We start from the raw sequence: 21530 nt of genomic DNA, 5'->3' as shown, positions 1-21530 counted from the left end.
CGGTCGCCGGCCGCCCGCCGGTGGCCGGGCCGGTCCCGGTCGTCGGTGCGGGCCGGACCGGTCGGCGGGTCGCCCGGGGTGCCGGCCCGGTCGGGATCGCCGGCGGGCAGCGCGGCCCGCAGCCGGCGTACCTCGGCGCGCCAGCGGGCGGTGGCACCGGGGTCGGTGTCGTCGCGCAGCCGCCGCCACGCGGCGGTGAGGTCGTCGTGCCGCCCGGCCAGGCCGTCCTCGGCGAGCAGGGCGACCAGCTCGGCGGCCCGGTCCCGGCCGATCCGGTCGGCACCGTCGAGCAGGGCCCGGCCCAGCCGGGGGTGGGTGCCGGTGGCGGCGATGGCCCGTCCCCGGGCGGTCACCCGGCCGTCGGCGTCGATCGCGCCGAGGGCGGTCAACGTCTCCCGGGCCACGGTCAGCGCGGCGGGAGGCGGCGCGTCGGGCAGCGCCAGTCCGGCCCCGTCCGGGCTGCCCCAGGCGGCCAGGTCCAGCGCGAAGCCGGTCAGGTCGGCGGTGGCGATCTCCGGCTCGGGCTGCGCGGCGAGCCGGCCGTGGGTCCCCTCCGACCAGCAGCGGTAGACCACCCCGGGGCCCTGCCGGCCGGCCCGGCCGGCCCGCTGCGTCGCGGCGGCCCGGGACACCGGCACGGTGACCAGCGCGCCCAGCCCCCGGGCCAGGTCGGTACGGGCCACCCGGGCCAGGCCGGCGTCGACCACCACCCGGACCCCGGGCACGGTCAGGCTGCTCTCCGCGACCGAGGTGGCGAGCACCACCCGACGGCGGTCGGCGGGGCGTAGCGCGGCGTCCTGCGCGGCGGCGGGCAGCCGCCCGTGCAGCGGCAGGACGGCCACCCGGTCGGCCAGGTCGGCCAGCCGGCGGGTCACCGCCCCGATCTCGCCCGCCCCGGGCAGGAAGACGAGCACGTCGCCGTCCTGCTCGTGCAGGGCCCGCCGGACGGTTGCGGCGACGTGGTCGAGCAGCAGCGGATCGACCCGTCCCGCGCCCGGCGGCGCGACCGGGCGCGGCGGTGGCGTCCAGACCCGGGCGACCGGGTGCAGGGCCGCCTCGGCGCGGACCACCGGGGCCGGCGTGTCGCCGCCGAGCAACGCGGCGAACCGGTCCGCCTCCGGGGTCGCCGACATCGCCACCAGCCACAGCTCGGGCCGCAGCGCCGCCTGGGCCTCCACGGCGAAGGCCAGCGCGAGATCGGCGTCGAGCTGCCGCTCGTGCACCTCGTCGAGCAGCACCGCGTCGACCCCGGGCAGGTCCGGGTCGCGCAGCAGCCGGCGGACCAGCAGGCCGGTGGTGACCACCTCGACCCGGGTGTCCGGCCCGACCCGGCGGTCGCCGCGGACGGCGTAGCCGACCCGCTGGCCGACCCGCTCGCCGAGCAGGTCGGCCATCCGCCGGGCCGCCGCGCGGGCGGCCACCCGGCGGGGCTGGGCGACCAGCACCCGCCCGGCCACCCCGTCGGCCACGGCGAGCGGGGCCAGGGTGGTCTTGCCGGTGCCGGGCGGGGCGACCAGGACCGCGCCACCGGCGTCGGTCAGCGCTCGCAGCAGGGGTGCCAGCGCCGGCCGGACCGGCAGGTCGAGGGGTACGTCACGGAGCACGGCTGCCACTGTGGCACGCCGGGCGTCAGACCCGGCGTACCGCCTCCATGCCGGTGACGAAGGCTGTCCAGGCGTCGGCGGAGAAGACCAGCGCGGGGCCGCACCGGTCCTTGCTGTCGCGCACCGCGATCCGGTCGTCGGTGGAGGCGATCTCCACGCAGTTGCCGTTGCCGCTGCTGCGGCTGCTGGTCCGCCAGTCCATCATGGACAGAGGCAGCGCCTGCATCCCGTACCTTCCGTTCCCCCCAGGGCGTGCCGCGGCGATGCGATCACGCAAAGTGACGAGAAGCCTCCTCCAGGCGGGCCAGGGACCGCTCCGGATCCAGTGCCATCCGGCACAGCTCCTCGTGCACAAGGGTATACCCGCGCACGTGTCCCGCTTCCTCCAGCGCCAGACCCACCGTGAGATTGTCCAGGTAAACCACGGAATTGTCGGCCGCGTCGGCAAACGTGAGGATCACGTAAGGGGTGCTCATCGCGGGATGGCCCCCGGCCGAGAACGGAAGTACGTAGCATGTAACGTTCGGTGACCGGGCGACCCGGGCCATGTGGGTCAACTGTTCCGCCATGACGGCCGGCCCGCCCACCGGGCGCAGCAGCACCGCCTCGTTGAGGACCACCGACAACTCCACCCGGGGGGAGTCCCGGTGCAGCACCTCCTGGCGGCGCAGCCGGGCGGCCACCTTGCGCTCCAGCCCCTCCTCGCCGGCCGTACGACGGAACATCTCCCGGGCGTACGCCTCGGTCTGCAGCAGCCCGGGGACGGACTCCGCCTCGTACGTGCGCAGGCTCTCCGCCTCGGCCTCCAGGCCGACGTAGAACTCGAACCACTCGGGCAGCACGTCGCTGTAGTTCTGCCACCAGCCGCGCTGCTGGGCGCCCCGGGCGATCTCGATCAGCGCCTCGGCATCGACCCCGGTCACCTCGTAGAGGGCCAATGCGGCGCGGACGTCGCGGGGTTTGATGCCGATCTGAGCGTTCTCGATCCGGGACAGGTTGCTCTTGGACATGTCGAGTTGGCGGGCGGCGACGTCCAGTGTCATGCCCGCGCGTTCCCGCAGTTGGCGGAGTTCACGGGCGATGCGGCGGCGGCGAACAGTGGGGCTGACGGTCACCCTCCGAGTCTGTCACGACAAGATCCGCAGGTCGCACGAGCACGGAGTGCAACTATCGAATCTGGGAGTTGCAAAGCTCGAGCTCTGCGGGCATCCTGTCACCCGGCGTGGATCACCTGTGGACAATGCGTGGGAGGCTCGTTTGCTGGTCGCCGACGAGTTCTTTCTGATCGCCCACAACGACAGTCGTGGCAAGGCCAAACTGCACCCGAGCGCCACCGGGCTCGGCCTGGCCGCCGGGTTGCTGGCCGAGCTGATCCTGTTCGGACAGATCACCGTCTCCGGTGGACTGGTCACCGTGATCGACCGGCGTCCCCCGGCCGACGCGCTGGCCCACACCGTGCTCGACCAACTGATCGGTGAGTCGCAGCACCAGGCGGTGCGCACCTGGCTCGCCTTCCTGGCCCAGTCGTCCACCACCTCGGTGGGGGAGCGGCTGGCCCGGGCCGGGGTGCTGCGCCGGCAGGAGAACCGCCGGTTGCTGCGGACCACCGTCAGCTACCTGCCGATCGACCTCAACGCCGCCGCCTGGCCGGCGACCCGGCTGCGGGCCCTGGTCGAACGGCCCGAACAGCCGCTGGTGTCGGACACGACGCTGCTCGGCCTGGTGGCCGCCGCCGGGTTGACCCGCGAGGTGCTGTGGAGCGCCGGACCGCGCGCCCACCACCGACTGTCCACCCTCGTCGGTTCCCTGCCGGCCCCCCTGAAGGAACTCGTCGTGCACACCGAGGCCGCGGTCGGCGCGGCGGTGCTGCGCGGCATCCCCTGATCTCGCCGCGCCACCCCCTTCCCCCCTCCTCTCCCCTCTTCCGGAGCAGCCCCATGCCCCCGAATCCGACAGTCGACCGCCCCAGCAACGTCAGCGACGCCCTGGCCCGTGGCCGCCTCGGCGTGCCGTCGGTCATCTTCTTCGTCCTCTCCGCCGCCGCGCCGCTGACCGTGGTGGCCGGCGTGGTCACCACCGGCTACGCGGTCACCGGCATCACCGGCATGCCGCTGGCCTTCCTCGCCGTGGGCGCTGTCCTGGCGCTCTTCTCCGTGGGTTACGTGGCGATGGCCCGCCGGGTCGAGAACGCCGGCGCGTTCTACGCCTACGTCTCCCGTGGCATCGGCCGCCCGGCCGGCGTGGGCGCGGCCTGGGTCGCGCTCATCGCCTACAACGCGCTCCAGGTCGGTCTCTACGGCGCGATCGGCGCCGCCGCCGCCCCGGTGCTCGGCACCCTGTTCGGCGTCGAACCGCACTGGTCCGTGGTGGCCCTGGTCGCCTGGGCCCTGGTCGCGTTCCTCGGCCTGCTGCGGGTGGACGTCAACGGCCTGGTCCTGGCGGTGCTGCTGATCGCCGAGATCGTGGTGATCGTCGTGTTCGACCTGGGTCAGCTCAGCCACCCGGCGGGCGGCTCGACCAGCTTCGCCGCCCTCGCCCCGGCCAACCTCCTGGTGCCGGGGGCGGGCGCACTGCTGGTGCTGGCCATGACCGGGTTCGTCGGGTTCGAGTCCTCGGTGGTGTTCAGCGAGGAGAGCAAGGACCCGCGGCGGACGGTCCCGCTGGCCACCTACCTCTCGGTGGCGATCATCGCCGGGCTCTACGCGCTCTCCTCCTGGTCGATGACCGTGGCCGTCGGCCCGGAGAACATCTCCGCCGCCGCCGGTGAGCAGAGCATCGAACTGATCTTCAACCTGGCCGCCGCGCACCTCGGCGACACCGCGGTCACCATCGGCCAGGCGCTGTTCATGACCTCGGTGCTGGCCGCGATGATCTCGTTCCACAACACCACCGCCCGGTACGCCTTCGCGCTGGGCCGGGAGCGGGTGCTGCCGGCCGCCTTCGGGCAGACCTCGCCGCGCACCGGCGCACCCCGGATGGCCTCGCTGGCGCAGAGCCTGCTCGGCCTGCTGGTGATCGTGCTGTACGCGGTCAACGGCTGGGACCCGGTGGTGCAGCTGTTCTACTACGCCGGCACCGGCGGCGGCTTCGGCGTGCTGCTGCTGATCGCCACCACCAGCGTCGCCGTGATCGTCTACTTCGCCCGCTCCGACACCTCGGAGTCGCTGTGGAAGCGGGCGATCGCCCCGGCCCTGGCCACCGTCGCGCTGGCCGCCGTGGTGGCGGTGGCGGTGGCGAACTTCGCCACCCTGCTCGGTGTCGCGCCGGATTCGCCGCTGCGCTGGATCATCCCCGGGGTCTACCCGGTGGCCGCGCTGATCGGCCTGCTGTGGGGTCTGGTGCTGCGCGCCAACCGACCCGACGTCTACGCCCGGATCGGGCGGGGCGCGGAGAGCGCGGCCACCTCGCTGTTCGGTCCCCCGGTCGAGCAGCCGGTGCCGGTGGAGTCCCGGCGGTGACCGGGCCGACCATCGGACGGCTCGCCGCCGCCGACACCCGGTGGGTCGCCGAGCGGATCGCCGAGGCGTTCCTGGTGCTCCCGGCGACCCGGTGGCTGGTGCCCGACGAGGCCAAGCGGGAGGCCGTCTTCGCCGACAACTTCGAGATCCTGGTCGACCACGCGATGCGGCACGGGCTGGTCTTCGGCACGGCCGACCGGGACGCGGTGGCGGTCTGGTTCCCGCAGGTCGGTGACGAATCGCCGGCCCCGGTGGACTACGCCGACCGGCTGGCCGCCGCCTGCGGGGAGTGGACCCCCCGGTTCCAGCACCTCGACGAGCTGTTCGCCGCCAACCATCCGCACCCCGACCACCACCACCTGGCGTTGCTCGCCGTCCGGCCGGGGCGGCAGGGGCAGGGGTTGGGCACCGCGCTGCTGCGGCACCACCACGCCTGGCTGGACGCCCACGGGGTGCCCGGTTACCTGGAGGCCAGCAGCGAGGCGGGACGGGACCTCTACGCCCGGCACGGCTACCGGCTGCGGGAGGTCTTCCGGCTGCCCGACGGGACGCCGTTCTACCCGATGTGGCGGGAGCCGGCGGTCGGCTGACCGGACCGGAGCCGACCGCCGGGGGACGCCGGCGTGAACGCCGGTGGACGCGGTACCGGCCCCGACGCGAGTGCGTCGGGGCCGGTACGTCGTCCGGAGTCGGGAAGGCCCGGCCGGCGAACCGCCGGCCGGGCCCCGTGGTCGTGACCGTCACCGGGGACCGGTGACCGCCTCCACCCCCTCAGTAGGTGCCGTCGAGCTGACCGCGCAGCTTGGTCAGGGCCCGGGCGAGCAGCCGGGACACGTGCATCTGCGAGACGCCGATCTGGTCGGCGATCTGCGACTGGGTCAGGTTGCCGTAGAAGCGCAGGGTGAGGATCTTCTGCTCGCGCTCGTCGAGGGTGGCCAGCGCGGGGCCGAGGGCGACCCGCAGCTCGGCCAGCTCGAACTCGTTGTCCTCGCCGCCGAGCATGTCGCCCAGCTCGGTGGCGCGGTCGCCGTCGCCGGTCGGGGTGGACAGCGACACCGCGTTGTACGCGCGGGCGCCTTCCAGGCCCTCCAGGACCTCTTCCTCGGTGAGCTTCAGGTGGGCGGCGATGTCGGCGACCGTCGGCGAGCGGCCGAGGGTCTGCAACAGCGAGCTGTTGGCGTCGGAGATGGCCAGCCGCAGCTCCTGGAGCCGCCGGGGGACCCGGATGTCCCAGGTGCGGTCGCGGAAGTGCCGCTTCAGCTCGCCGATGATGGTCGGGATGGCGTAGCCGGCGAAGTCGACGCCGCGCGACGGGTCGAACTTGTCGATCGCCTTGATCAGGCCGACGGCGGCGGTCTGGGCCAGGTCGTCGGTGGGCTCGCCCCGGCCGCTGTAGCGGTGGGCCAGGTGGTTGGCCAGCGGGAGCCAGGCCTCGATCGCCCGGTCGCGCAGCGCGGCCCGGGACGGGTGGCCGGCGGGCAGCGCGGCCATCGCGTTCAGCAGGTCGGCGGCGCTGTCGGTGAGGGCGCGCGGGTCCAGCTTCTCGGTGGTGGACGGTGTCGCCGCCGGCTTGCTCATGGTGGGCGCGGTCATTGGTGGTCCTCCCTGCACCTCGTCCGCGGTCAAAAAGACGTGACGCTTCGGTTTAGCTTCAGATGGGCCGTTCGGAAGCCACCATAGCCTGATCGGTGAGCGGAAATCTAGCCGAAAGGCTGATGTACTTAAGTGATTTTGAGTTACAAAGCCGCACTATCGGACACGGTACGCGTCGATTGTGATCACAGGCACCGGCCGAACCGCCGGGCCACCCGCAACCCGACACCACGGCGGCGGTGTCGGCTATCCGTCCTTGTCCCGCCGACAGGACCGCCCGTAGCGTCGCGGGAGACCATCCCCGTACGGAGGACCACGTGCTCGACCCCGCGGACCCGCAACTCGTCGTCGACAGCCGTACGCTGCACTTCAGCTGGTTGCCGGCCGACCCGGACGCGGTCGCCGCGTTGGTCCCGCCCGGCCTGTGCCCCCGGCCCGACCGGCAGGTCTTCATGAACCAGTACGTCGTCGAGGACGCCGCCCAGACCTCCGGCCTCGGCGCGTACTCGCTGACCTACGTCGGGGTGGCCCTCGCCGGGGTCGACGCGCCCGACGGGAAGACCCCCGGTGGCTGGTGGACCCACTACGTCACCTCCAGCCCCCGGGTCCGGGACTACGCCGCCGCCCGGGGCGCACCGGCCGTGCTGGGACGCACCACCCTGCGGGTACGGGGCGACGTGCTGGTCGCCGAGACCGAGGTCGGCGGCGTCCCACTGATCCGGACCCGGGCCCGGATCGGCCACACCGGCCACGAGCTGCGCGCCGGCCATCACCGCTACTTCACCAGGCGCGACGGCGAGCTGTTCAGCGGGATCTACCCCTACGTCTCCGAACCGGTCAGCCCGTTCGAGATCGAGTCGGTGGAGTTCCTCGACCCGCGGCATCCGAGCTACGCGCTGCGCCCGGAGAACCCCCTGCTCATCGCCGGCGGCTGCTACGCCCCGCGTACCTCGTTCGCCTACCCGGGCGGGTTGACCCGCCACCCCACGCCGCCCGCGCCGGCCCCCGACCGGCGGGACCTACCAGGTGCCCTTGCGGCGGGCGTGCAGCGGCCGGCCGTCGGGGTCGTAGACCAGCCGGTACGCCGGTAGCGCCCAGAGCCGGGTGTACCAGGGCAGCCGCTCGGGCCGGTGCGGGCGCAGCCGGCCCGGCGGCCGGGGGCCCGAGCGGCCCGAGTCGTGCCACCGCTGGAGGGCGTCCGCCGTGGCGGTGATCGCCGCGACCGCGTCGGCCGGGTCCAGCAGGTCGGCGTCGTCGGCACCGTCCGGGTCGCGGTCCAGGTGCTCCCGCCACAACCGCAGCCGCAGGTCCCGGGCGAACACCCGGGCCCCGTCACCCTGACCCGCCGGGTCGACGGGCACCCGCTCGTCGCGGGTCTCGTCGAGCACCGCGCAGGACAGCTCGCTGTCGTGCGTCCAGGAACGCCTGTTGAAGTTGTCGCTGCCCACGCTCGCCCAGACATCGTCGACCACGCAGATCTTGGCGTGCACGTAGACCGGGTCGCCCGCCCGGTTCTCCACGTCGAAGACGTGCACCCGGTCCGGCGCGGCCCGCTCGCACAGCGACAGCGCCTGCTCCCGGCCCACCGTGTTGGGCGGCAGCGCCAACGCGCCGTCGACGTCCGGGTAGCGGGGGACCACCGCGACCAGGTGCAGGTCGGGATTGTCCCGCAGCGCCTCGGCGAACAGCTCGGCCACCTCGGTCGACCAGAGGTACTGGTCCTCGAGGTAGATCAGCCGGCGGGCCCGGCGTACCGCCTTGGTGTAGCCCCGGGCCACCGTCCGCTCGCCGTCCGGGGCGAACGCGTAGCGGGGACGCACCGCCGGGTAGGTGCGCAGCACCTGGATGTGGTGCGGGCCGCAGGGCGGCGGATCGGCCGGCGGGTCGGGCAGCGGATCGGGGCTCAGGTCGGAGCCGCGCAGCCGGTCCCGCAGGTAGGCCAGCGGGTTCTCCGAGTCCAACGGCATCGGGTCGGTCCACCGCTCACGGAACGTGGTGTCCAGCGCGGCGACCACCGGACCCCGGACGGCGAGCTGCACGTCGTGCCACGGCGGGTGCGGGCCGTACTTCGGTGACATGGCGAGGGCCTGCGGGTCGCCGTGGTGGTCGGCGTCGTCGCGGCGGCTGTGGCACAGGTCGATCCCGCCGGCGAAGGCGACGTCCCGCTCCGGGGCGTCGCGGTGGCGCAGCACCACCAGCTTCTGGTGGTGCGACCCGCCCCGCCGGACGCGCTGGTCGAGCAGCACCTCACCACCGGCGGCGTTGACCGTCTCGCTCAGGTCGCGGTTCTCCGCCTCGCTGTAGGACAACGAGTCGAGGTGGGAGCGCCAGAGCAGCCCCTTGACCAGCACGCCCCGCTGGGCGGCCCGGGCGAAGAGCTGGGCCACCGTCGGGCCGTCCGGGCGCATCCGCTCGTCCGGGTCGCCCCGCCAGTCGGTGAAGAAGAGTTGGTCGCCTGCGCCGAGCGCCTCGACCTCGGTGACCAGGCGGTCGAAGTACGCCGAGCCGTGAATCAACGGCTCGGCGAGGTTTCCGGACGTCCAGACGGGTATCCCGGAGACCGGGTTGGCGCGTTCCTCAGCGGTCAGGAACCAGTCCTCGATCGCCACGTTCCAGCCTCCCGAGGTCGACGACGTCCTCACGGTAGGACCCCCGCCGTCGGTACGCACTCCGGGTCTCCCGGAACCCGCCCGGACGGTGGCCTACCGCACCCCGCGAAGCCGTGAACGCCGAGGAGGCCAGGCCATGCCCGCCGAGACGACGAACCCCGCGACCGAGGACCGTACGGATGCGGTCGAGAGCGAACGCGGCGCGATCCTGGCGGTGCTGCTCATGGTGATCCTCGGGGTGGCCGGGATCTTCGCGGTCTCCTGACCGGCGCGGCCCCGCCCTGGGCGTCCGACGGGCGTCCCGGTGGCACCGGGACGCCCGTCGGAGGGCGGTCTCAGGGGCGGTCGCCCTGGCCGCCGGTGTGCGGCAGCCGCTGGGCGGGAACCACGCCCAGCTTGCCGGCCTGGAAGTCCTCGAAGGCCTGCATCAGCTCGGCGCGGGTGTTCATCACGAACGGCCCGTAGTGCGCCACCGGCTCCCGGATGGGCTGTCCGCCCATGATGTAGAGGTCCAGGGCCGGGGTGTTGCCGTCCTGCCTGCCGGCGGCGGTCACCCGCAGCGCGTCGCCCGGACCGTGCACGGCCAACTGGCCGCCCTGGAACGGACGCCGGTCGGTGCCGACCGTGCCGCGACCGGAGAGCGCGTAGACCAGCGCGTTGAAGTCGGCCCGCCAGGGCAGGTCCAGCTCCGCGCCGGGCTCCAGCGTGACGTGCGCGATGGTGATCGGGGTGTGGGTCGACCCCGGCCCCCGGTGCCCGGCGATCTCACCGGCGATGATCCGGATCAGCGCGCCGCCGTCCGGCGTGGTCAGCAGCGCCGACTCCCGGCCACGGATATCCTGGTAGCGCGGCGGCATCATCTTGGCCACCCGGGGCAGGTTGACCCAGAGCTGGAGGCCGTGGAAGAGACCGCCGCTGGCGACCAGGTGCTCCGGCGGGGCCTCGATGTGCAGCAGGCCGCTGCCGGCCGTCATCCACTGGGTGTCGCCGTCGGTGATGGTGCCGCCGCCGCCCTGCGAGTCCTGGTGGTCCATGATCCCGTCGATCATGTAGGTGACCGTCTCGAAGCCCCGGTGCGGGTGCCACGGGGTGCCCTTCGGCTCGCCCGGCGCGTAGTCCACCTCGCCCATTTGGTCGAGGTGGATGAACGGGTCGAGATCCGACATCGGCACCCCGGCGAAGGCGCGGCGGACCGGGAAACCCTCACCCTCGTAGCCGCTGGGGGCGGTGGTCAGCCGGCGGACCGGCCGGTAGCTGGTGGTCTCGTCGAGCCGGGGCAGGCGGGGCAGGACGAGGACGTCGTCGACGGTGATCGCGGGCATCACGGGCTCCTCAGGTGTCGCGGTGGGTGGACGACGCGTCCCGGTCGGCGCGCAGCCGCCGGCCGAGCCGGTCGAAGACCCGGGTCAGGGTGGCGACCTCGACGTCGTCGAGGTCGTCCATCAGGTGCCGCCGGACCGAGGCGAGGTGCCCCGGCGCGGCCTCACGCAGGGCGAGCAGCCCGGCGGCGGTGAGCACCGCCTCGCTGCCCCGACGGTCCCCGGGGCAGGACTGCCGGGCGACCAGACCCCGCCGCTGCATGGTGGAGATCTGGTAGGTGAGCCGGCTGGGGGAGAAGACCAGCCGGGCGGCCAGCTCGCCCATCCGCAGCCGCTGGCCCGGTGCCTCGGAGAGCAGGACCAGCACGTGGTAGTCGGCGAAGCTCAGCCCACCGTCGGCGCGCAGATCGTCCTCCAGCTGGGTGAACAGCCGCTGGCTGGCCTCGATGTAGGCACGCCAGCAGGCCATCCGCTCGCTGTCCAGGCTCTCCGTCATGCCCCGAACAGTAGCACTCTTTCAAATTTAAACAAGCTCTCCCCAATCCGTGTGAGCAGCGAGACAGCTCTCCTTGACGGGTGGAACTTCGGGATTTGAAAGGAAGGGCTGGCCGGTGAGCTGGCAGACTGCCCCGGTGGAACCCGTACAGATCACCGCACCCGGCCTGGTGCTGCGCCCCTGGCGGGCGGCGGACGCGCCGGCCGTACTGGCCGCCCTGGTCGACCCCGACATCGTCAGGTGGAACGGGCAGGGGGTGACCGACCTGGCGCAGGCCGCCGCGTGGATCACCCGACGGGCCGACCGCAGCGACGGCAGCCACGTCTCCGTCGCGGTGACCGACGCCACCGACGGGACGCTGCTCGGCGGGGTCTCCGTGCACCAGATCCGGCACGGCAACGCCGCCGTCGGCTACTGGACCGCCGGCCCCGCGCGTGGACGCGGAGTCGCCGTCGGCGCGCTGCGGGCGCTCACCGGCTGGGCCTTCACCCACCTCGACCTGCACCGGATCGAGCTGTGCCACGCGGTCGACAACCCCGCCTCCTGCCGGGTCGCCACCCGCGCCGGCTACCGCTGGGAGGGCACACTGCGCGAGTCGTACCGCTACGGCGACGGCCACCGCCACGACGAACACCTGCACGCCCGCCTCGCCACCGACGACTGACCCGCCCCCCTCCCGCTCACCCGTCGCCCCCGCTCACCCGTCGCCCCCGCCGCGGGCTGCCTGCCCTGTCCCGGGTGATCAAGAGCTTTGCGTCACCATTGAGCCGGAATGCTGACGCAAACTTCTTGATCACCGCCGCTCGGCGCGGTGTCCCGGTGGAGCGTCCCGTGATCAAGAGCTTTGCGTCACCGTTGAGCCCGATTTCCGCCCCAAACTTCTTGATCACCGCCGCTCGGCGTCGTGTCCCGGCGGTGTCCCCGGTGATCAAGAAGTTTGCGTCATCGTTCAGCCCGATACTGACGCGAACCTCTTGATCACCGGGGACGGCGGTTCGGGGGCTGGTTAGGGTCGACGGGTGGACGACCTCGACGTGCTCGACTGGCGGGAACGCACCGCCGCGCTCTACCTGTCCGACACCGACCTGGCCGGCTTCCAGGCCGCCCGGGACGAGTTGTTCCGCAGCCACCCGGCCAGCCCGCTGCCGGCCGCCGACCGGGCCGGTTTCCCCGGGCTCGGCTGGTTCCCGCCGGACCCGGGGGCGGTGGTCGAGGCCCCGCTACGCCCCGCCTCCGGCACCGAGACCATCGACACCGGCGGCCCGGACGGCGTGGTGAGCTACCGGCGGGTGGCGGTCGCGGAGACGCCGTGGGGGCCGCTGACCGTGTGGTGGATCGAGGCGTACGGCGGGGGACTGTTCGTGCCGGTCCGCGACGGCACCAGCGGCCGGGAGACGTACGGCGGTGGCCGGTACCTCACCGACACGGTCAAGGGGACCTTCGGGCGGGGGCTCACCGTGCTCCCCGGCCACCGGGTGCGCCTCGACGCCAACTACCTCTACAACCCGAGTTGCGCGTACGACGACACCTGGGCCTGCCCGCTGGCACCCCCGGAGAACCGGCTCGCCACACCGATCCGGGCCGGTGAACTGGTCTATCCCCGCCGCGACCGCTGACCCTGCCACGTCCCCGCCCCACCCGCCCCACCCCACCCGCCCCGCCGCTCGGCGAGAGGTGAGGTCAGCGGCCGGCCTGGCATGCCCAGGTCAGGAACCGGTCGGTCGTGTCCACGGGCCTGCCGCCGTCGAGCTGCGTGAGCTGGTCTTCGGCTTCCTCCCTGAGCTTCGACAGCAGGGTCAGCAGGCCCGGCCGGTCGTCGGCGTACGCCACGAGGAGCGCGAGTTTCGCTTCCCCGCAGGGCCACGGGTGGGCGTCGATCCGGCAGAGCCAGGTGGGTGGCAGCGGCGTGTGCCGGCCGGGAAGCAGCTCGGTCACGCCACCACGACCCTTCCCGGGATCGGCCTGCGCGGAGCCGGTCGACGGGGGCCGGGCTCCAGGCGCGTCGCTCCGGCCGGCATCAGGAACAGGGTCCGCCGCCGGACCGCGTCGCCGGCTGCGTCCAGCTCGTAGGCGTCGATCCACAACCAACAGTCGTACGTGTGCCGGTCGGTGAGCACCCGGATGACCCGTACCGCGATCGGACGGATGAACTGCACGCTCGCGGCGCGCGTCAGGTGGAGCACGTCGCCGGGGCGGATCGTGTGCGGCGTCACCGGGCTGGCTCCCGTTCCAGCCGGGAGGCCCGGCGGTGGCAGGGGGTCCGGCGGTGGCAGGGGACGGCGTTCGTCAGCCGGCCGGGGCCCCGCCACGGTAGGACGAACGGCCCGATCGGGCCGGGCACCGACGGGCGTGCCGGTGGTGGGTCGTCAGGCTTGCGGCGCGGCTCGGGCGGCGGTGGGCTGTCGGGCTCCGGCGTGTCCGGCATGGTTCCCCCTTCGTAGCGGTGGATGGAACGGGGGCCGCCTCCTGCCCCTCCACAGGAGACGGCCCCCGCAGCAGACGCGGCCGGCGGATCTCCCCTCCGACCGGCGGCGCCGCTCTGGACTCCACCTTGCCGAGGGTTGTGTAGCAAACACACCGCGTAGCAATATGCAGGCGGACGTCCAGAACGTTCGGCCGCAACGTGGGAGGGAACGGGATGAATCTGGCAGTCAAAGAGGCCATGGCGCAGACCGGGGAGACCGCCGAGAGCCTGGCAGCTCAGGTCGGGGTCGACCCGAAAACCGCAGCCAGGTGGGCACGCCACGGGAGCATCCCGCAGACCCGGCATCGCGCCAAGGTCGCGGCGGTCCTGGGCCGCGACATCCTGGACCTCTGGCCGGATGCGCTTAAGCGTCGTGAACCGGCATGGTTCCGATCCTGGGTCGACATCGAGCGCGAGGCGGTCGCCCTACGGGGATTCGAGCTGGCATGGGTGCCCGGCCTCCTCCAAACGGAGGCGTACGCGCGGGCGACGCTGGGGCTGGCGACAACCACCCCCGAAGAGGTCGACGAACTGGTGACGGCACGGATGCAGCGGCAGGCGATCCTGCACCGGCCGCAGCCTCCGCTCGTCGTCGCGGTGCTCGATGAGGCGGTCCTCCGGCGGCGCGCAGGCCGCGACGGCAAGCTGATGCGCGAGCAGTGCGAACACCTCGCGGCCTGCGCCGAACTGCCGTGCGTGCAGGTGCACGTCGTACCGCTCGACACGCCTATCTACCTGGGCATGGGCGGTCCGTTCGTCCTGGCCGAGCTGCCGGACGGTGCGCGGATGGCGCACCAGGACGGTCCGGCCAGCGCACACGTCACCGACGACGCGGCAGAGATCGCTAGCCTTGAACGTAGGTGGGCCCGCATAGTCGGCGAGGCCCTACCCCGGTCGCAGTCTCTCGACCTCATCAGGAAAGCGGTGGCAGCATGGACCTGACCGGCGCGCGGTGGCGCAAGAGCACGAAGAGCGGGGACAACGGCGGAAATTGCGTCGAGGTCGCCGACAACCTGCCCGGCGTCGTCCTGGTGCGGGACACGAAGGACCGTGCGGGTGGGACGCTGGCGTTCGCGCCGGGTGCGTGGCGGGGGTTCGTGGACTTCGCGAGGGCGTCCCGCTAGCCAGAAATCCCAGTGCCCCCGTCGGCCGGGGCCTTATCCGGTGCGTGGGTGACAGGTGCTCCCGGCGGGTCGTGGTCGGGCCGCCCGCCCCGGTCGGGGGCGACGACGCGACCGCCGCCCCGGCGCGAACCGCCGCCCCGGCGCGAACCGCCGCCCCGGCGCGAACCGCCGCCCCGGCGCTGGGCGCGTCGGGACGGCGGCGGGGTCGGACGGGTCAGCGGGCGGTGGCCCCGGTCGGGGTCAGGTGCATCCGGCCGAGCATCTGCCGCGCCTGGTCGGCCAGGGCGGCGTCGACGGTCACCGCGTACTGGCCGGCGCGTAGCGAACTGGCCGAGGTGAAGTCGCGCTGGCCGCCGGACATGGCGTGCGCCACCGCGCCGAACACGGCACCCCAGATCGCGCCGATCACCAGGCCGACCAGGATCACCGCGAGCCAGTTGCCGACCGTGAAGATGCCGAACAACAGGCCGATGAACAGCCCGAACCACGCGCCGGTGCCGGCACCCAGCAGGGCGGCACGTCCCGTGGTGAGCCGGCCGAGCACCGTCTCCACCAGGGTGAGGTTGGTCCCGACGATCGCGGTGTGCTCCACCGGGAACCGGTTGTCGGCCAGGTAGTCCACCACGCGCTGTGCGGACGGGTAGTCCGGGTACGCGCCGATCGTCACCGTGGGCGGGCCGCCCTGCGGGCCGTGTCCGTCCCCCGGTGGGGTCGCCGGCCGGCCGGCCGGACCGGACGGGAGGTTGTCGCCGCCCGGCATCCCGGGTCGCCAGGTGGCGGTCGGGTTCGCTGCTCTGGTCATGGCCTCCTCCTTCGTCAACGACAGGCGTTCCCGCCGACCCGCCGGGATAACGCCGGCAGCTCTGGTAATCCGGGCCGCACGGCAATCCGGGCCGCCGGGACAACCCCGCCGGGCGAGGAATGCCGGACGAGGAGCCCGGGTAACCCGCCCCGTGGACAGCGGACGGATCAGCGAGCACGGGTTCCTCGCCGACGGGCGCAGCGCCGCGCTGGTGGACCGGCACGGCTCGGTCAACTGGTGGTGCCCGGCCCGGTTCGACAGCCCGTCGGTGTTCGGGCGGCTGCTCGACGACCGGGCCGGGCACTGGTCCATCACGCCGGAGGGCGACGACGTCCGGGTGTCCCGCTCCTATCTGGACGACTCGCTGGTGCTGCGTACCGTCTTCCACACCCGCACCGGCTCGGTGGCGGTCACCGACGCGCTGGCCCTGGAACCCGGGGCGCGGGGTCACGACATCGGCCTGCGCTCGCCCCGGGTGCTCGCCCGGCTGGTCGAGGGGCTCTCCGGCGAGGTGCCGGTACGCGTCGAGTTCGCTCCCCGGTTCGAGTACGGCCGGGTCACCGCGTACCTGACCCACGCCGCCGGGGTGATCGACGCGCGGGCCGGCGCGTGCCGGCTCAGCCTGCGCTCCGACGTGCCGTTGGCCTGCCGGCACGGCGACGCCGTCGGCCGCGCGACCGTCCGGGCCGGGGACACCCTGCGGCTCACCCTCGGGTACGCCCCGACCTACGACGGCGGCGAACCGGCGCTGCCCGACGCCGACCGGGTGGTGGCCGACGCGGTGACCGGCTGGCGTTCCTGGGCCGACCTGCACGACTACCGGGGCCTGTACCGCGACCAGGTACGACTCAGCGCGATGGTGGTGCAGGGCATGACCTACCAGCCCAGTGGCGCGATCGTCGCGGCGGCCACCACCTCGCTGCCGGAACAGGTGGGTGGCGACCGCAACTACGACTACCGCTACGTCTGGGTCCGCGACTTCAGCCTCACCCTCCAGGCGCTGTGGCGGTCGGCCTGCCCCGACGAGGCCGACCGGCAGTTCTCCTGGGTGGCGCGGGCGATGGGCCGCATCGACGACGGCCGGGTGCCGATCATGTACGGCGTCGAGGGGGAGCGGGACCTCACCGAACACTCCCTCGACCACCTGCGCGGCTACGCCGACAGTCGACCGGTGCTGGTCGGCAACGACGCCTGGACCCAGCGGCAGAACGACGTGCTGGGCGAGATCCTCGACGCCGCCTGGCTGATGCGGCACTACCTGGACCCGATGTCACCCGACGTACGGCACCTGCTGCGGGCGCTGGCCGACCAGGCGGTCCGGGCCTGGCACCTGCCGGACTCCGGCATGTGGGAGGCCCGCGACGCCGAACGGCACTACGTGTCGTCGAAGGTGCAGTGCTGGACGGCGCTGGACCGGGCGGTCCGCTTCGGTCCCCGGCTCGGTGACCCGGCCGACGTCGCGCGGTGGACGCGGGCCCGCGACGAGGTCCGCGCGGCGGTGCTGCGGCGGGGGTGGAACGACCGGCTGGGCGCGTACACCGGGGCCTTCGACTCCGACCGGTTGGACGCCTCGGTGCTGCTCATGCCGCTCGTCGGTTTCCTGCCCGCCGCCGAGGCGAGGATGCGCTCCACCATCGACGTGGTGGAGCGGCGGCTGTCCCGGGACGGGCTGCTGCGCCGCTGGGACGGTGACCCGGCCGGCTTCGTGATCTGCTCGTTCTGGCTGGCGAGCTGCCTGGCCCTGGCCGGCGAGCAGGAGCGGGCCACCCGGCTGTTCGAGCAGCTCGCCGGCCGGGTCAACGACCTCGGCCTCTACGCCGAGCAGATCGACCAGGCCACCGGCGAACAGGTGGGCAACTTCCCGCAGGCCTTCTCGCACATCGGCCTGATCAACGCGGCCGGGTTGCTCACCGACATCGCCGAACGACGACGCGACCTCGCCACCGACCGGCCGCACTTCGTGACGACCGGCACCGACGTCGTGGCGACGTCGACGTGAGCCGTGCCGACCGGCACGGACCGACGGAGGGAACACGCTGATGAGCGGACGACTGACCGGCCGCACCGCCCTGATCACCGGCTCGGACTCGGGTATCGGGCAGGCCACCGCGATCGAGTTCGGCCGGGAGGGCGCCGACGTGGTGGTGCACTACCTGCACGACCATGCCGGCGCGAACCACACCCGGGCCGAGATCGAGAAGGCCGGCCGACGGGCGGTGGTGGTGCAGGGCGACATCAGCGTCGAGCACCAGGTCGAGGCGATGTTCGACGAGGCGCTGGCGGCGTTCGGCGCGCTTGACGTGCTGATGAACGACGCCGGGGTGGACGCCTCCGGCATCTCGGTGGCCGACCTGGATACCGCGACCTGGGACCGGTGCATCCGCACCAACCTGTACGGGATGTTCTTCTGCTGCCGGCGGTTCGTCCGGCACCGCCGCGACCAGGGCGGCGGCGGGAAGATCATCAACATCACCTCGATCCACCAGGAGGTCGCCCGGGCCGGCGGGGCGGACTACGACTCCAGCAAGGGCGGCATGCTCGAACTGGCCAAGAGCCTCGCTCTGGAGGTCGCCCCGATGCGGATGAACGTCAACAACATCGGACCCGGGATGGTGCTCACCCCGTTCAACCAGGAGGCCATCGACGACCCGAAGTACCTGGCGGAGCAGGTGCAGAGCATCCCGTGGAAGCGGGCCGCCGAGCCGGCCGAGATCGCCAAACTGGCCGTCTTCCTGGCCAGCGACGACGCCGACTACGTGACCGGGTCGACGTACTTCATGGACGGCGGTCTGATGCAGAATCAGGGCCAGGGCGCCTGAGCCGGCCGGCCGCGCCCGGCCCCCGCCCGGAAGGCCCGCCTGATGCGGCTGCTCATGATCGCCGACACCCACCTGCCCCGGCGCGCCCGGGACCTGCCGGACGAGGTCTGGACGGCGGTGGACGCCGCCGACGTGGTGCTGCACGCCGGGGACTGGGTCGAGGTGGGGCTGCTCGACCGGCTGGCCGACCGGGCCCGTCGGCTGGTCGGCGTGTACGGCAACAACGACGGCCCCGACCTGCGGGCCCGGCTGCCCGAGGTGGCCGAGGTGGAGCTGGCGGGCCTGCGGGTGGCGGTGGTGCACGAGACCGGGCCGAAGACCGGCCGGGAACAGCGCTGCGCGGCCCGGTTCACCGACCACGACCTGCTCGTCTTCGGCCACTCGCACATCCCGTGGGACAGCGTCGCGCCGGGCGGCCTGCGGCTGCTCAACCCGGGCTCACCCACCGACCGGCGGGCCCAGCCGTACGCCACGTACCTGACCGCCGAGGTGGCGGCGGGACAGCTCGACCGGGTCGTGCTGCACCGCCTGCCACCCCGCTGAGGTCACCGGCCCCGGCCGGTCTCCTCCTGCAACTCGTCGATCCGCCGGGACGCCTCCGCCTTGGTCAGGTCGTCCGGCACCTCCTCGCCCGCCTCCCGGGCGAGGGTGTGCAGGTACGACTCCTGGGCGGCGGTGGGCGGCTCGTCCCCGGTCACCCACTCGTCCGGGTCCTTGATCGCCCCACGCGGGTCGGGCAGCTGGTCGTTGTCGGTCATCACGTTCACCTCTCCTCGAACAGCCGTGCCAATACCCCGCCGGCCGCCCGGTCATGCCGGTCGCGGTGCCTACGATCAACAGGTGGACACGGACGTGATCGTGGTGGGTGCCGGCATCGCCGGGGTGGCGTGCGCCGGTGAACTGGCGCGGGCGGGCGTACCGGTGCAGGTCCGGGAACGCGGTCGGGTGGCCGGGGGCCGGATGGCCAGCCGACGCTTCGACGGCCGCCCCGCCGACCTGGGGGCGGCGTACCTCACCGCCGACGACCCGGACTTCGTCGAGGTCGTCCGGCGTTGGCAGGCCGCCGGGCTGGTGCGGGAGTGGACCGACACCTTCGTCGCGTACGGCCCGGACGGCCGGCGGGAGGTGCCCGGACCGGTCCGCTGGGCCGCCCCGCGCGGCCTGCGCTCCCTGGTCGAGGAGCTGGCCCGGGAGTTGCCGGTGACCGTGGACCGGTTCGTGTCGGGCGTCGCGCCGGGCCCGCTGGTGGACGGCCGACCCGCCGCCGCCGTGGCGCTGTGCACCCCGGGACCGCAGGCCGCCCTGCTGCTCGACCCGGCGCTGGCCGGGGCCACCCGGGCCGCCGGCCGGCAGCGGTGGTCGCCGGTGCTCGCGGCGGTGCTGCGCTTCCCCGGCCGGCGGTGGGCCGACTTCCGGGGTGCCTTCGTCAACGACCACCCGGTACTCGCCCTGGTCTGCGACGACGGCGACCGGCGGGGCGACGCCGCCCCGGTGCTGGTCGCCCACACCACGCCGGAGTTCGCCGCCGGGCACCTGACCCAGCCCGGCGCGGCCGGCCCGGCGATCGAGGAAGCCGTGCGGGACCTGCTCGGGCTGCCGGACCCGGCCGAGTTGGTCCACGTGCACCGGTGGACGTACGCCCGGCCGGTCGAACCGGACCCCGACGGCGGGTTCTTCCTCGACGACGACCTGGTCGGGCTGGCCGGGGACGCCTTCGGCAGGCCGCGCGTGCAGAGCGCCTGGCGCTCCGGCCGCGACCTCGGCCGGGAACTGGCCCGCCGGCTCACCTGACCGTGCGGCCGGCCCGGTCCGGTACCCGGTCAGCTCCGGGCGGCGTCCAGGGCCGGTTCGTCGCGCCTGCCCCGCTCCGACGGGTCGGCGGTGCGTTCACCGGCCCGGTCCAGCAACTGCATCACCGGGGTCGCGGCGATCCCGTGCACCACCACCGACACGACCACCACCAGGCCGACCGTCGCCCAGATCAGGTCCGCCTGGGCGAAGTCCGCCTTGGTGGTGGCGTACGCCAGGTAGTAGAACGAGCCGACGCCCCGGATGCCGAACGACGAGATCACCCAGTGCTCGGCGGGCCGACCCGGCGCGCCGCGCAGCGACAACCACCCGACCAGCGGGCGGATGACGAACACCAGGGCCAGCCCGACCGTCGCCGCCTGCCAGGTGAGCGGGGCGAGCAGGCCGGTGATCACCGCGCCCCCGAACAGGAGCAGCAGCAGGACGGTCAGCAGCCGCTCGGTCTGCTCGGCGAAGTCGTGCAGCACGGCGTGGAACTCGTGGGTCCGCTCGGCCGCCCGGATCGCCCGCGCGGCGACGAACACGGCCAGGAAGCCGTACCCGCCGATCACCTCCACCAGCCCGTACGCCAGGAAGGTGGCGGCCAGCGCGAGGAAGCCCTCGGCGTGCCGGGCCAGCCGCAGCTCGCTCGGGGCGCGGAAGAACAGCTTGCCGAGCAGCCAGCCGATCAGCAGGCCGCCGCCGATCCCGACGGCCAGCTTGTAGAGCACGTCGACGGTGAACCACTCGGCGAACCAGCCCGACGGGGCCAGCCCGGCGGTGGCGATCGCGATGGCCGCGTAGACGAACGGGAAGGCCAGGCCGTCGTTGAGGCCGGCCTCGGAGGTCAGCGCGAAGCGCACCTCGTCCTCGGAGTCCTCCGCGTCGGTGGGCTCGCCGACCTGCACGTCGGAGGCGAGCACCGGGTCGGTGGGGGCGAGGGCCGCGCCGAGCAGCAGCGCGGCGGCCGGCACCAGGCCCGCCCACCACCAGCCGAGCAGCGCCACCGCCGCGATGCACAGCGGCATCGCGATCGCCAGCAACCGCCAGGTGGACGACCATTTCCGCCAGCTCAACGGCCTGTCGATCTTGAGGCCGGCACCCATCAACGCCACGATCACGCCGATCTCGGTCAGGTGGGTGGCGACCTGCGGGTACCGCAACGGGTCCGGCGCGGGCAGCCCGATCGGCAGCGCGAAGACCAGCATCCCGAGGCCGAGGAACGCTATCGGCATCGACAGCGGACGGCGCTCCAGCAGGCGGGGGAGCACCCCGGCCAGCAGGGCACCCACGCCCACCAGCGCGAACTCGACATCGACCAGTTCCACCCCGACCGCCTCTCACCCCCGGCCACGAGCGTGGGCGGGGGTGGGACTGTGCCCCGTCGATGGTCGGGCTAAGCCTGGGTGTCCGGCTTGTCCCGGCACGGGCGGTCGATCAGTGGCCGCCGATGG

Annotated in this window: 25 protein-coding genes; 13 read left to right on the top strand and 12 right to left on the bottom strand. The window is 73.5% G+C overall.

The genetic code is table 11. From position 1 onward, the window contains the following. The 3 genes from B5D80_RS12960 to B5D80_RS12950 all read right to left on the bottom strand — a co-directional run. Window positions 1–1604, bottom strand: a 1604-nt coding sequence (locus tag B5D80_RS12960) for a helicase-related protein (protein ID WP_281253457.1), incomplete at its 3' end; no start/stop codon positions are given. A 25-nt stretch (window positions 1605–1629) separates the two neighbouring features. After that, on the bottom strand, window positions 1630–1830 hold the full coding sequence (locus B5D80_RS12955) for a DUF397 domain-containing protein (RefSeq protein ID WP_088644091.1): 201 nt from the start codon (window positions 1828–1830) through the stop codon (window positions 1630–1632). A gap of 43 nt (window positions 1831–1873) precedes the next feature. After that, window positions 1874–2719, bottom strand: a complete 846-nt coding sequence (locus B5D80_RS12950) for a helix-turn-helix domain-containing protein (protein WP_088644090.1) — start codon at window positions 2717–2719, stop codon at window positions 1874–1876. 142 nt (window positions 2720–2861) lie between these two features. On the opposite strand from B5D80_RS12950, the gene B5D80_RS12945 reads away from it, so the two are divergent. Genes B5D80_RS12945 through B5D80_RS12935 form a run of 3 tightly spaced genes read left to right on the top strand, consistent with a single transcriptional unit; the run spans window position 2862 to window position 5652 of the window. Next, window positions 2862–3488, top strand: coding sequence for a GOLPH3/VPS74 family protein (locus tag B5D80_RS12945; protein WP_194822696.1), 627 nt, complete (start codon window positions 2862–2864; stop codon window positions 3486–3488). Window positions 3489–3541: 53 nt separating this feature from the next. Further along, complete coding sequence (locus B5D80_RS12940; RefSeq protein ID WP_088644089.1) at window positions 3542–5062, top strand: APC family permease; 1521 nt, start codon at window positions 3542–3544, stop codon at window positions 5060–5062. Further along, the gene (locus B5D80_RS12935) at window positions 5059–5652 is read left to right on the top strand and encodes a GNAT family N-acetyltransferase (protein WP_088644088.1); all 594 of its coding nucleotides are present in this window, start codon (window positions 5059–5061) and stop codon (window positions 5650–5652) included. Before B5D80_RS12940 ends, B5D80_RS12935 begins: the two co-directional genes overlap by 4 nt. 181 nt (window positions 5653–5833) lie before the next feature. Here B5D80_RS12935 and B5D80_RS12925 read toward each other — a convergent pair whose 3' ends face one another. Next, window positions 5834–6655: a SigB/SigF/SigG family RNA polymerase sigma factor gene (locus B5D80_RS12925; RefSeq protein ID WP_088644086.1), complete on the bottom strand. Its 822-nt coding sequence runs from the start codon at window positions 6653–6655 to the stop codon at window positions 5834–5836. Between the two features lie 317 nt (window positions 6656–6972). On the opposite strand from B5D80_RS12925, the gene B5D80_RS12920 reads away from it, so the two are divergent. After that, window positions 6973–7746, top strand: coding sequence for an acetoacetate decarboxylase family protein (locus B5D80_RS12920; protein WP_245854504.1), 774 nt, complete (start codon window positions 6973–6975; stop codon window positions 7744–7746). On the opposite strand, the gene B5D80_RS12915 is transcribed toward B5D80_RS12920, so the two are convergent. Next, window positions 7675–9264 carry a phospholipase D family protein gene (locus B5D80_RS12915; protein WP_088644085.1) on the bottom strand — a complete coding sequence of 530 codons (1590 nt, stop codon included), beginning with the start codon at window positions 9262–9264 and terminating at the stop codon, window positions 7675–7677. The two genes, B5D80_RS12920 and B5D80_RS12915, sit on opposite strands and share 72 nt — an antisense overlap. Window positions 9265–9400: 136 nt before the next feature. Between B5D80_RS12915 and B5D80_RS34790 the strand changes: the two genes are divergently transcribed. Further along, the gene (locus B5D80_RS34790) at window positions 9401–9529 is read left to right on the top strand and encodes a hypothetical protein (protein ID WP_269756975.1); all 129 of its coding nucleotides are present in this window, start codon (window positions 9401–9403) and stop codon (window positions 9527–9529) included. A 70-nt stretch (window positions 9530–9599) separates the two neighbouring features. Here the strand turns inward: B5D80_RS34790 and B5D80_RS12910 are convergent, their stop codons facing one another. Both B5D80_RS12910 and B5D80_RS12905 read right to left on the bottom strand, forming a co-directional pair. Beyond that, window positions 9600–10586 (bottom strand): pirin family protein, encoded by a 987-nt coding sequence (locus B5D80_RS12910; RefSeq protein WP_088644084.1) that lies wholly within the window; start codon window positions 10584–10586, stop codon window positions 9600–9602. A 10-nt stretch (window positions 10587–10596) separates the two neighbouring features. Further along, the gene (locus tag B5D80_RS12905; protein WP_088644083.1) at window positions 10597–11079 is read right to left on the bottom strand and encodes a MarR family winged helix-turn-helix transcriptional regulator; all 483 of its coding nucleotides are present in this window, start codon (window positions 11077–11079) and stop codon (window positions 10597–10599) included. Window positions 11080–11215: 136 nt separating this feature from the next. Here B5D80_RS12905 and B5D80_RS12900 point away from each other — a divergent pair, with 136 nt between their 5' ends. Continuing rightward, window positions 11216–11743 carry a GNAT family N-acetyltransferase gene (locus tag B5D80_RS12900; RefSeq protein WP_088644082.1) on the top strand — a complete coding sequence of 176 codons (528 nt, stop codon included), beginning with the start codon at window positions 11216–11218 and terminating at the stop codon, window positions 11741–11743. 355 nt (window positions 11744–12098) lie between these two features. Next, entirely contained in the window at window positions 12099–12695 is a 597-nt protein-coding gene (locus B5D80_RS12895) for a DUF1684 domain-containing protein (RefSeq protein WP_088644081.1), read from the top strand. A 64-nt stretch (window positions 12696–12759) separates the two neighbouring features. Here B5D80_RS12895 and B5D80_RS12890 read toward each other — a convergent pair whose 3' ends face one another. Continuing rightward, complete coding sequence (locus tag B5D80_RS12890; RefSeq protein ID WP_245854502.1) at window positions 12760–13014, bottom strand: flavin reductase; 255 nt, start codon at window positions 13012–13014, stop codon at window positions 12760–12762. Further along, window positions 13011–13292 carry a hypothetical protein gene (locus B5D80_RS12885; RefSeq protein ID WP_245854500.1) on the bottom strand — a complete coding sequence of 94 codons (282 nt, stop codon included), beginning with the start codon at window positions 13290–13292 and terminating at the stop codon, window positions 13011–13013. The genes B5D80_RS12890 and B5D80_RS12885 overlap by 4 nt, the downstream gene beginning before the upstream one ends. 425 nt (window positions 13293–13717) lie before the next feature. Here B5D80_RS12885 and B5D80_RS12880 point away from each other — a divergent pair, with 425 nt between their 5' ends. Then, window positions 13718–14485, top strand: coding sequence for a DUF5753 domain-containing protein (locus B5D80_RS12880; RefSeq protein WP_088644080.1), 768 nt, complete (start codon window positions 13718–13720; stop codon window positions 14483–14485). Then, window positions 14476–14667, top strand: a complete 192-nt coding sequence (locus B5D80_RS12875) for a DUF397 domain-containing protein (protein ID WP_088644079.1) — start codon at window positions 14476–14478, stop codon at window positions 14665–14667. Before B5D80_RS12880 ends, B5D80_RS12875 begins: the two co-directional genes overlap by 10 nt. 214 nt (window positions 14668–14881) lie before the next feature. Here the strand turns inward: B5D80_RS12875 and B5D80_RS12870 are convergent, their stop codons facing one another. Next, window positions 14882–15469: a YflT domain-containing protein gene (locus B5D80_RS12870; RefSeq protein ID WP_088644078.1), complete on the bottom strand. Its 588-nt coding sequence runs from the start codon at window positions 15467–15469 to the stop codon at window positions 14882–14884. 151 nt (window positions 15470–15620) lie between these two features. Here B5D80_RS12870 and B5D80_RS12865 point away from each other — a divergent pair, with 151 nt between their 5' ends. Genes B5D80_RS12865 through B5D80_RS12855 form a run of 3 tightly spaced genes read left to right on the top strand, consistent with a single transcriptional unit; the run spans window position 15621 to window position 18831 of the window. After that, window positions 15621–17468, top strand: coding sequence for a glycoside hydrolase family 15 protein (locus B5D80_RS12865; protein WP_211291470.1), 1848 nt, complete (start codon window positions 15621–15623; stop codon window positions 17466–17468). Between the two features lie 40 nt (window positions 17469–17508). Beyond that, a complete protein-coding gene (locus B5D80_RS12860; RefSeq protein WP_088644077.1) occupies window positions 17509–18288 on the top strand; it encodes a glucose 1-dehydrogenase in 780 nt (259 codons plus the stop codon). A 42-nt stretch (window positions 18289–18330) separates the two neighbouring features. Further along, window positions 18331–18831, top strand: coding sequence for a metallophosphoesterase family protein (locus B5D80_RS12855; protein WP_088644076.1), 501 nt, complete (start codon window positions 18331–18333; stop codon window positions 18829–18831). 2 nt (window positions 18832–18833) lie between these two features. On the opposite strand, the gene B5D80_RS12850 is transcribed toward B5D80_RS12855, so the two are convergent. Then, the gene (locus B5D80_RS12850; RefSeq protein WP_088644100.1) at window positions 18834–19046 is read right to left on the bottom strand and encodes a DUF3072 domain-containing protein; all 213 of its coding nucleotides are present in this window, start codon (window positions 19044–19046) and stop codon (window positions 18834–18836) included. A gap of 94 nt (window positions 19047–19140) precedes the next feature. Here B5D80_RS12850 and B5D80_RS12845 point away from each other — a divergent pair, with 94 nt between their 5' ends. Then, window positions 19141–20079: an NAD(P)/FAD-dependent oxidoreductase gene (locus tag B5D80_RS12845; RefSeq protein ID WP_088644099.1), complete on the top strand. Its 939-nt coding sequence runs from the start codon at window positions 19141–19143 to the stop codon at window positions 20077–20079. A gap of 29 nt (window positions 20080–20108) precedes the next feature. On the opposite strand, the gene B5D80_RS12840 is transcribed toward B5D80_RS12845, so the two are convergent. Next, window positions 20109–21404, bottom strand: a complete 1296-nt coding sequence (locus B5D80_RS12840) for a cation:proton antiporter (RefSeq protein WP_088644075.1) — start codon at window positions 21402–21404, stop codon at window positions 20109–20111. Between the last annotated feature and the right edge of the window lie 126 nt (window positions 21405–21530).

This window comes from Micromonospora wenchangensis (assembly GCF_002210435.1).
Taxonomy (GTDB): domain Bacteria; phylum Actinomycetota; class Actinomycetes; order Mycobacteriales; family Micromonosporaceae; genus Micromonospora; species Micromonospora wenchangensis.
Note: the sequence above shows the minus strand (reverse complement) of the source record. Positions and strands in the feature narration are given on the sequence as shown.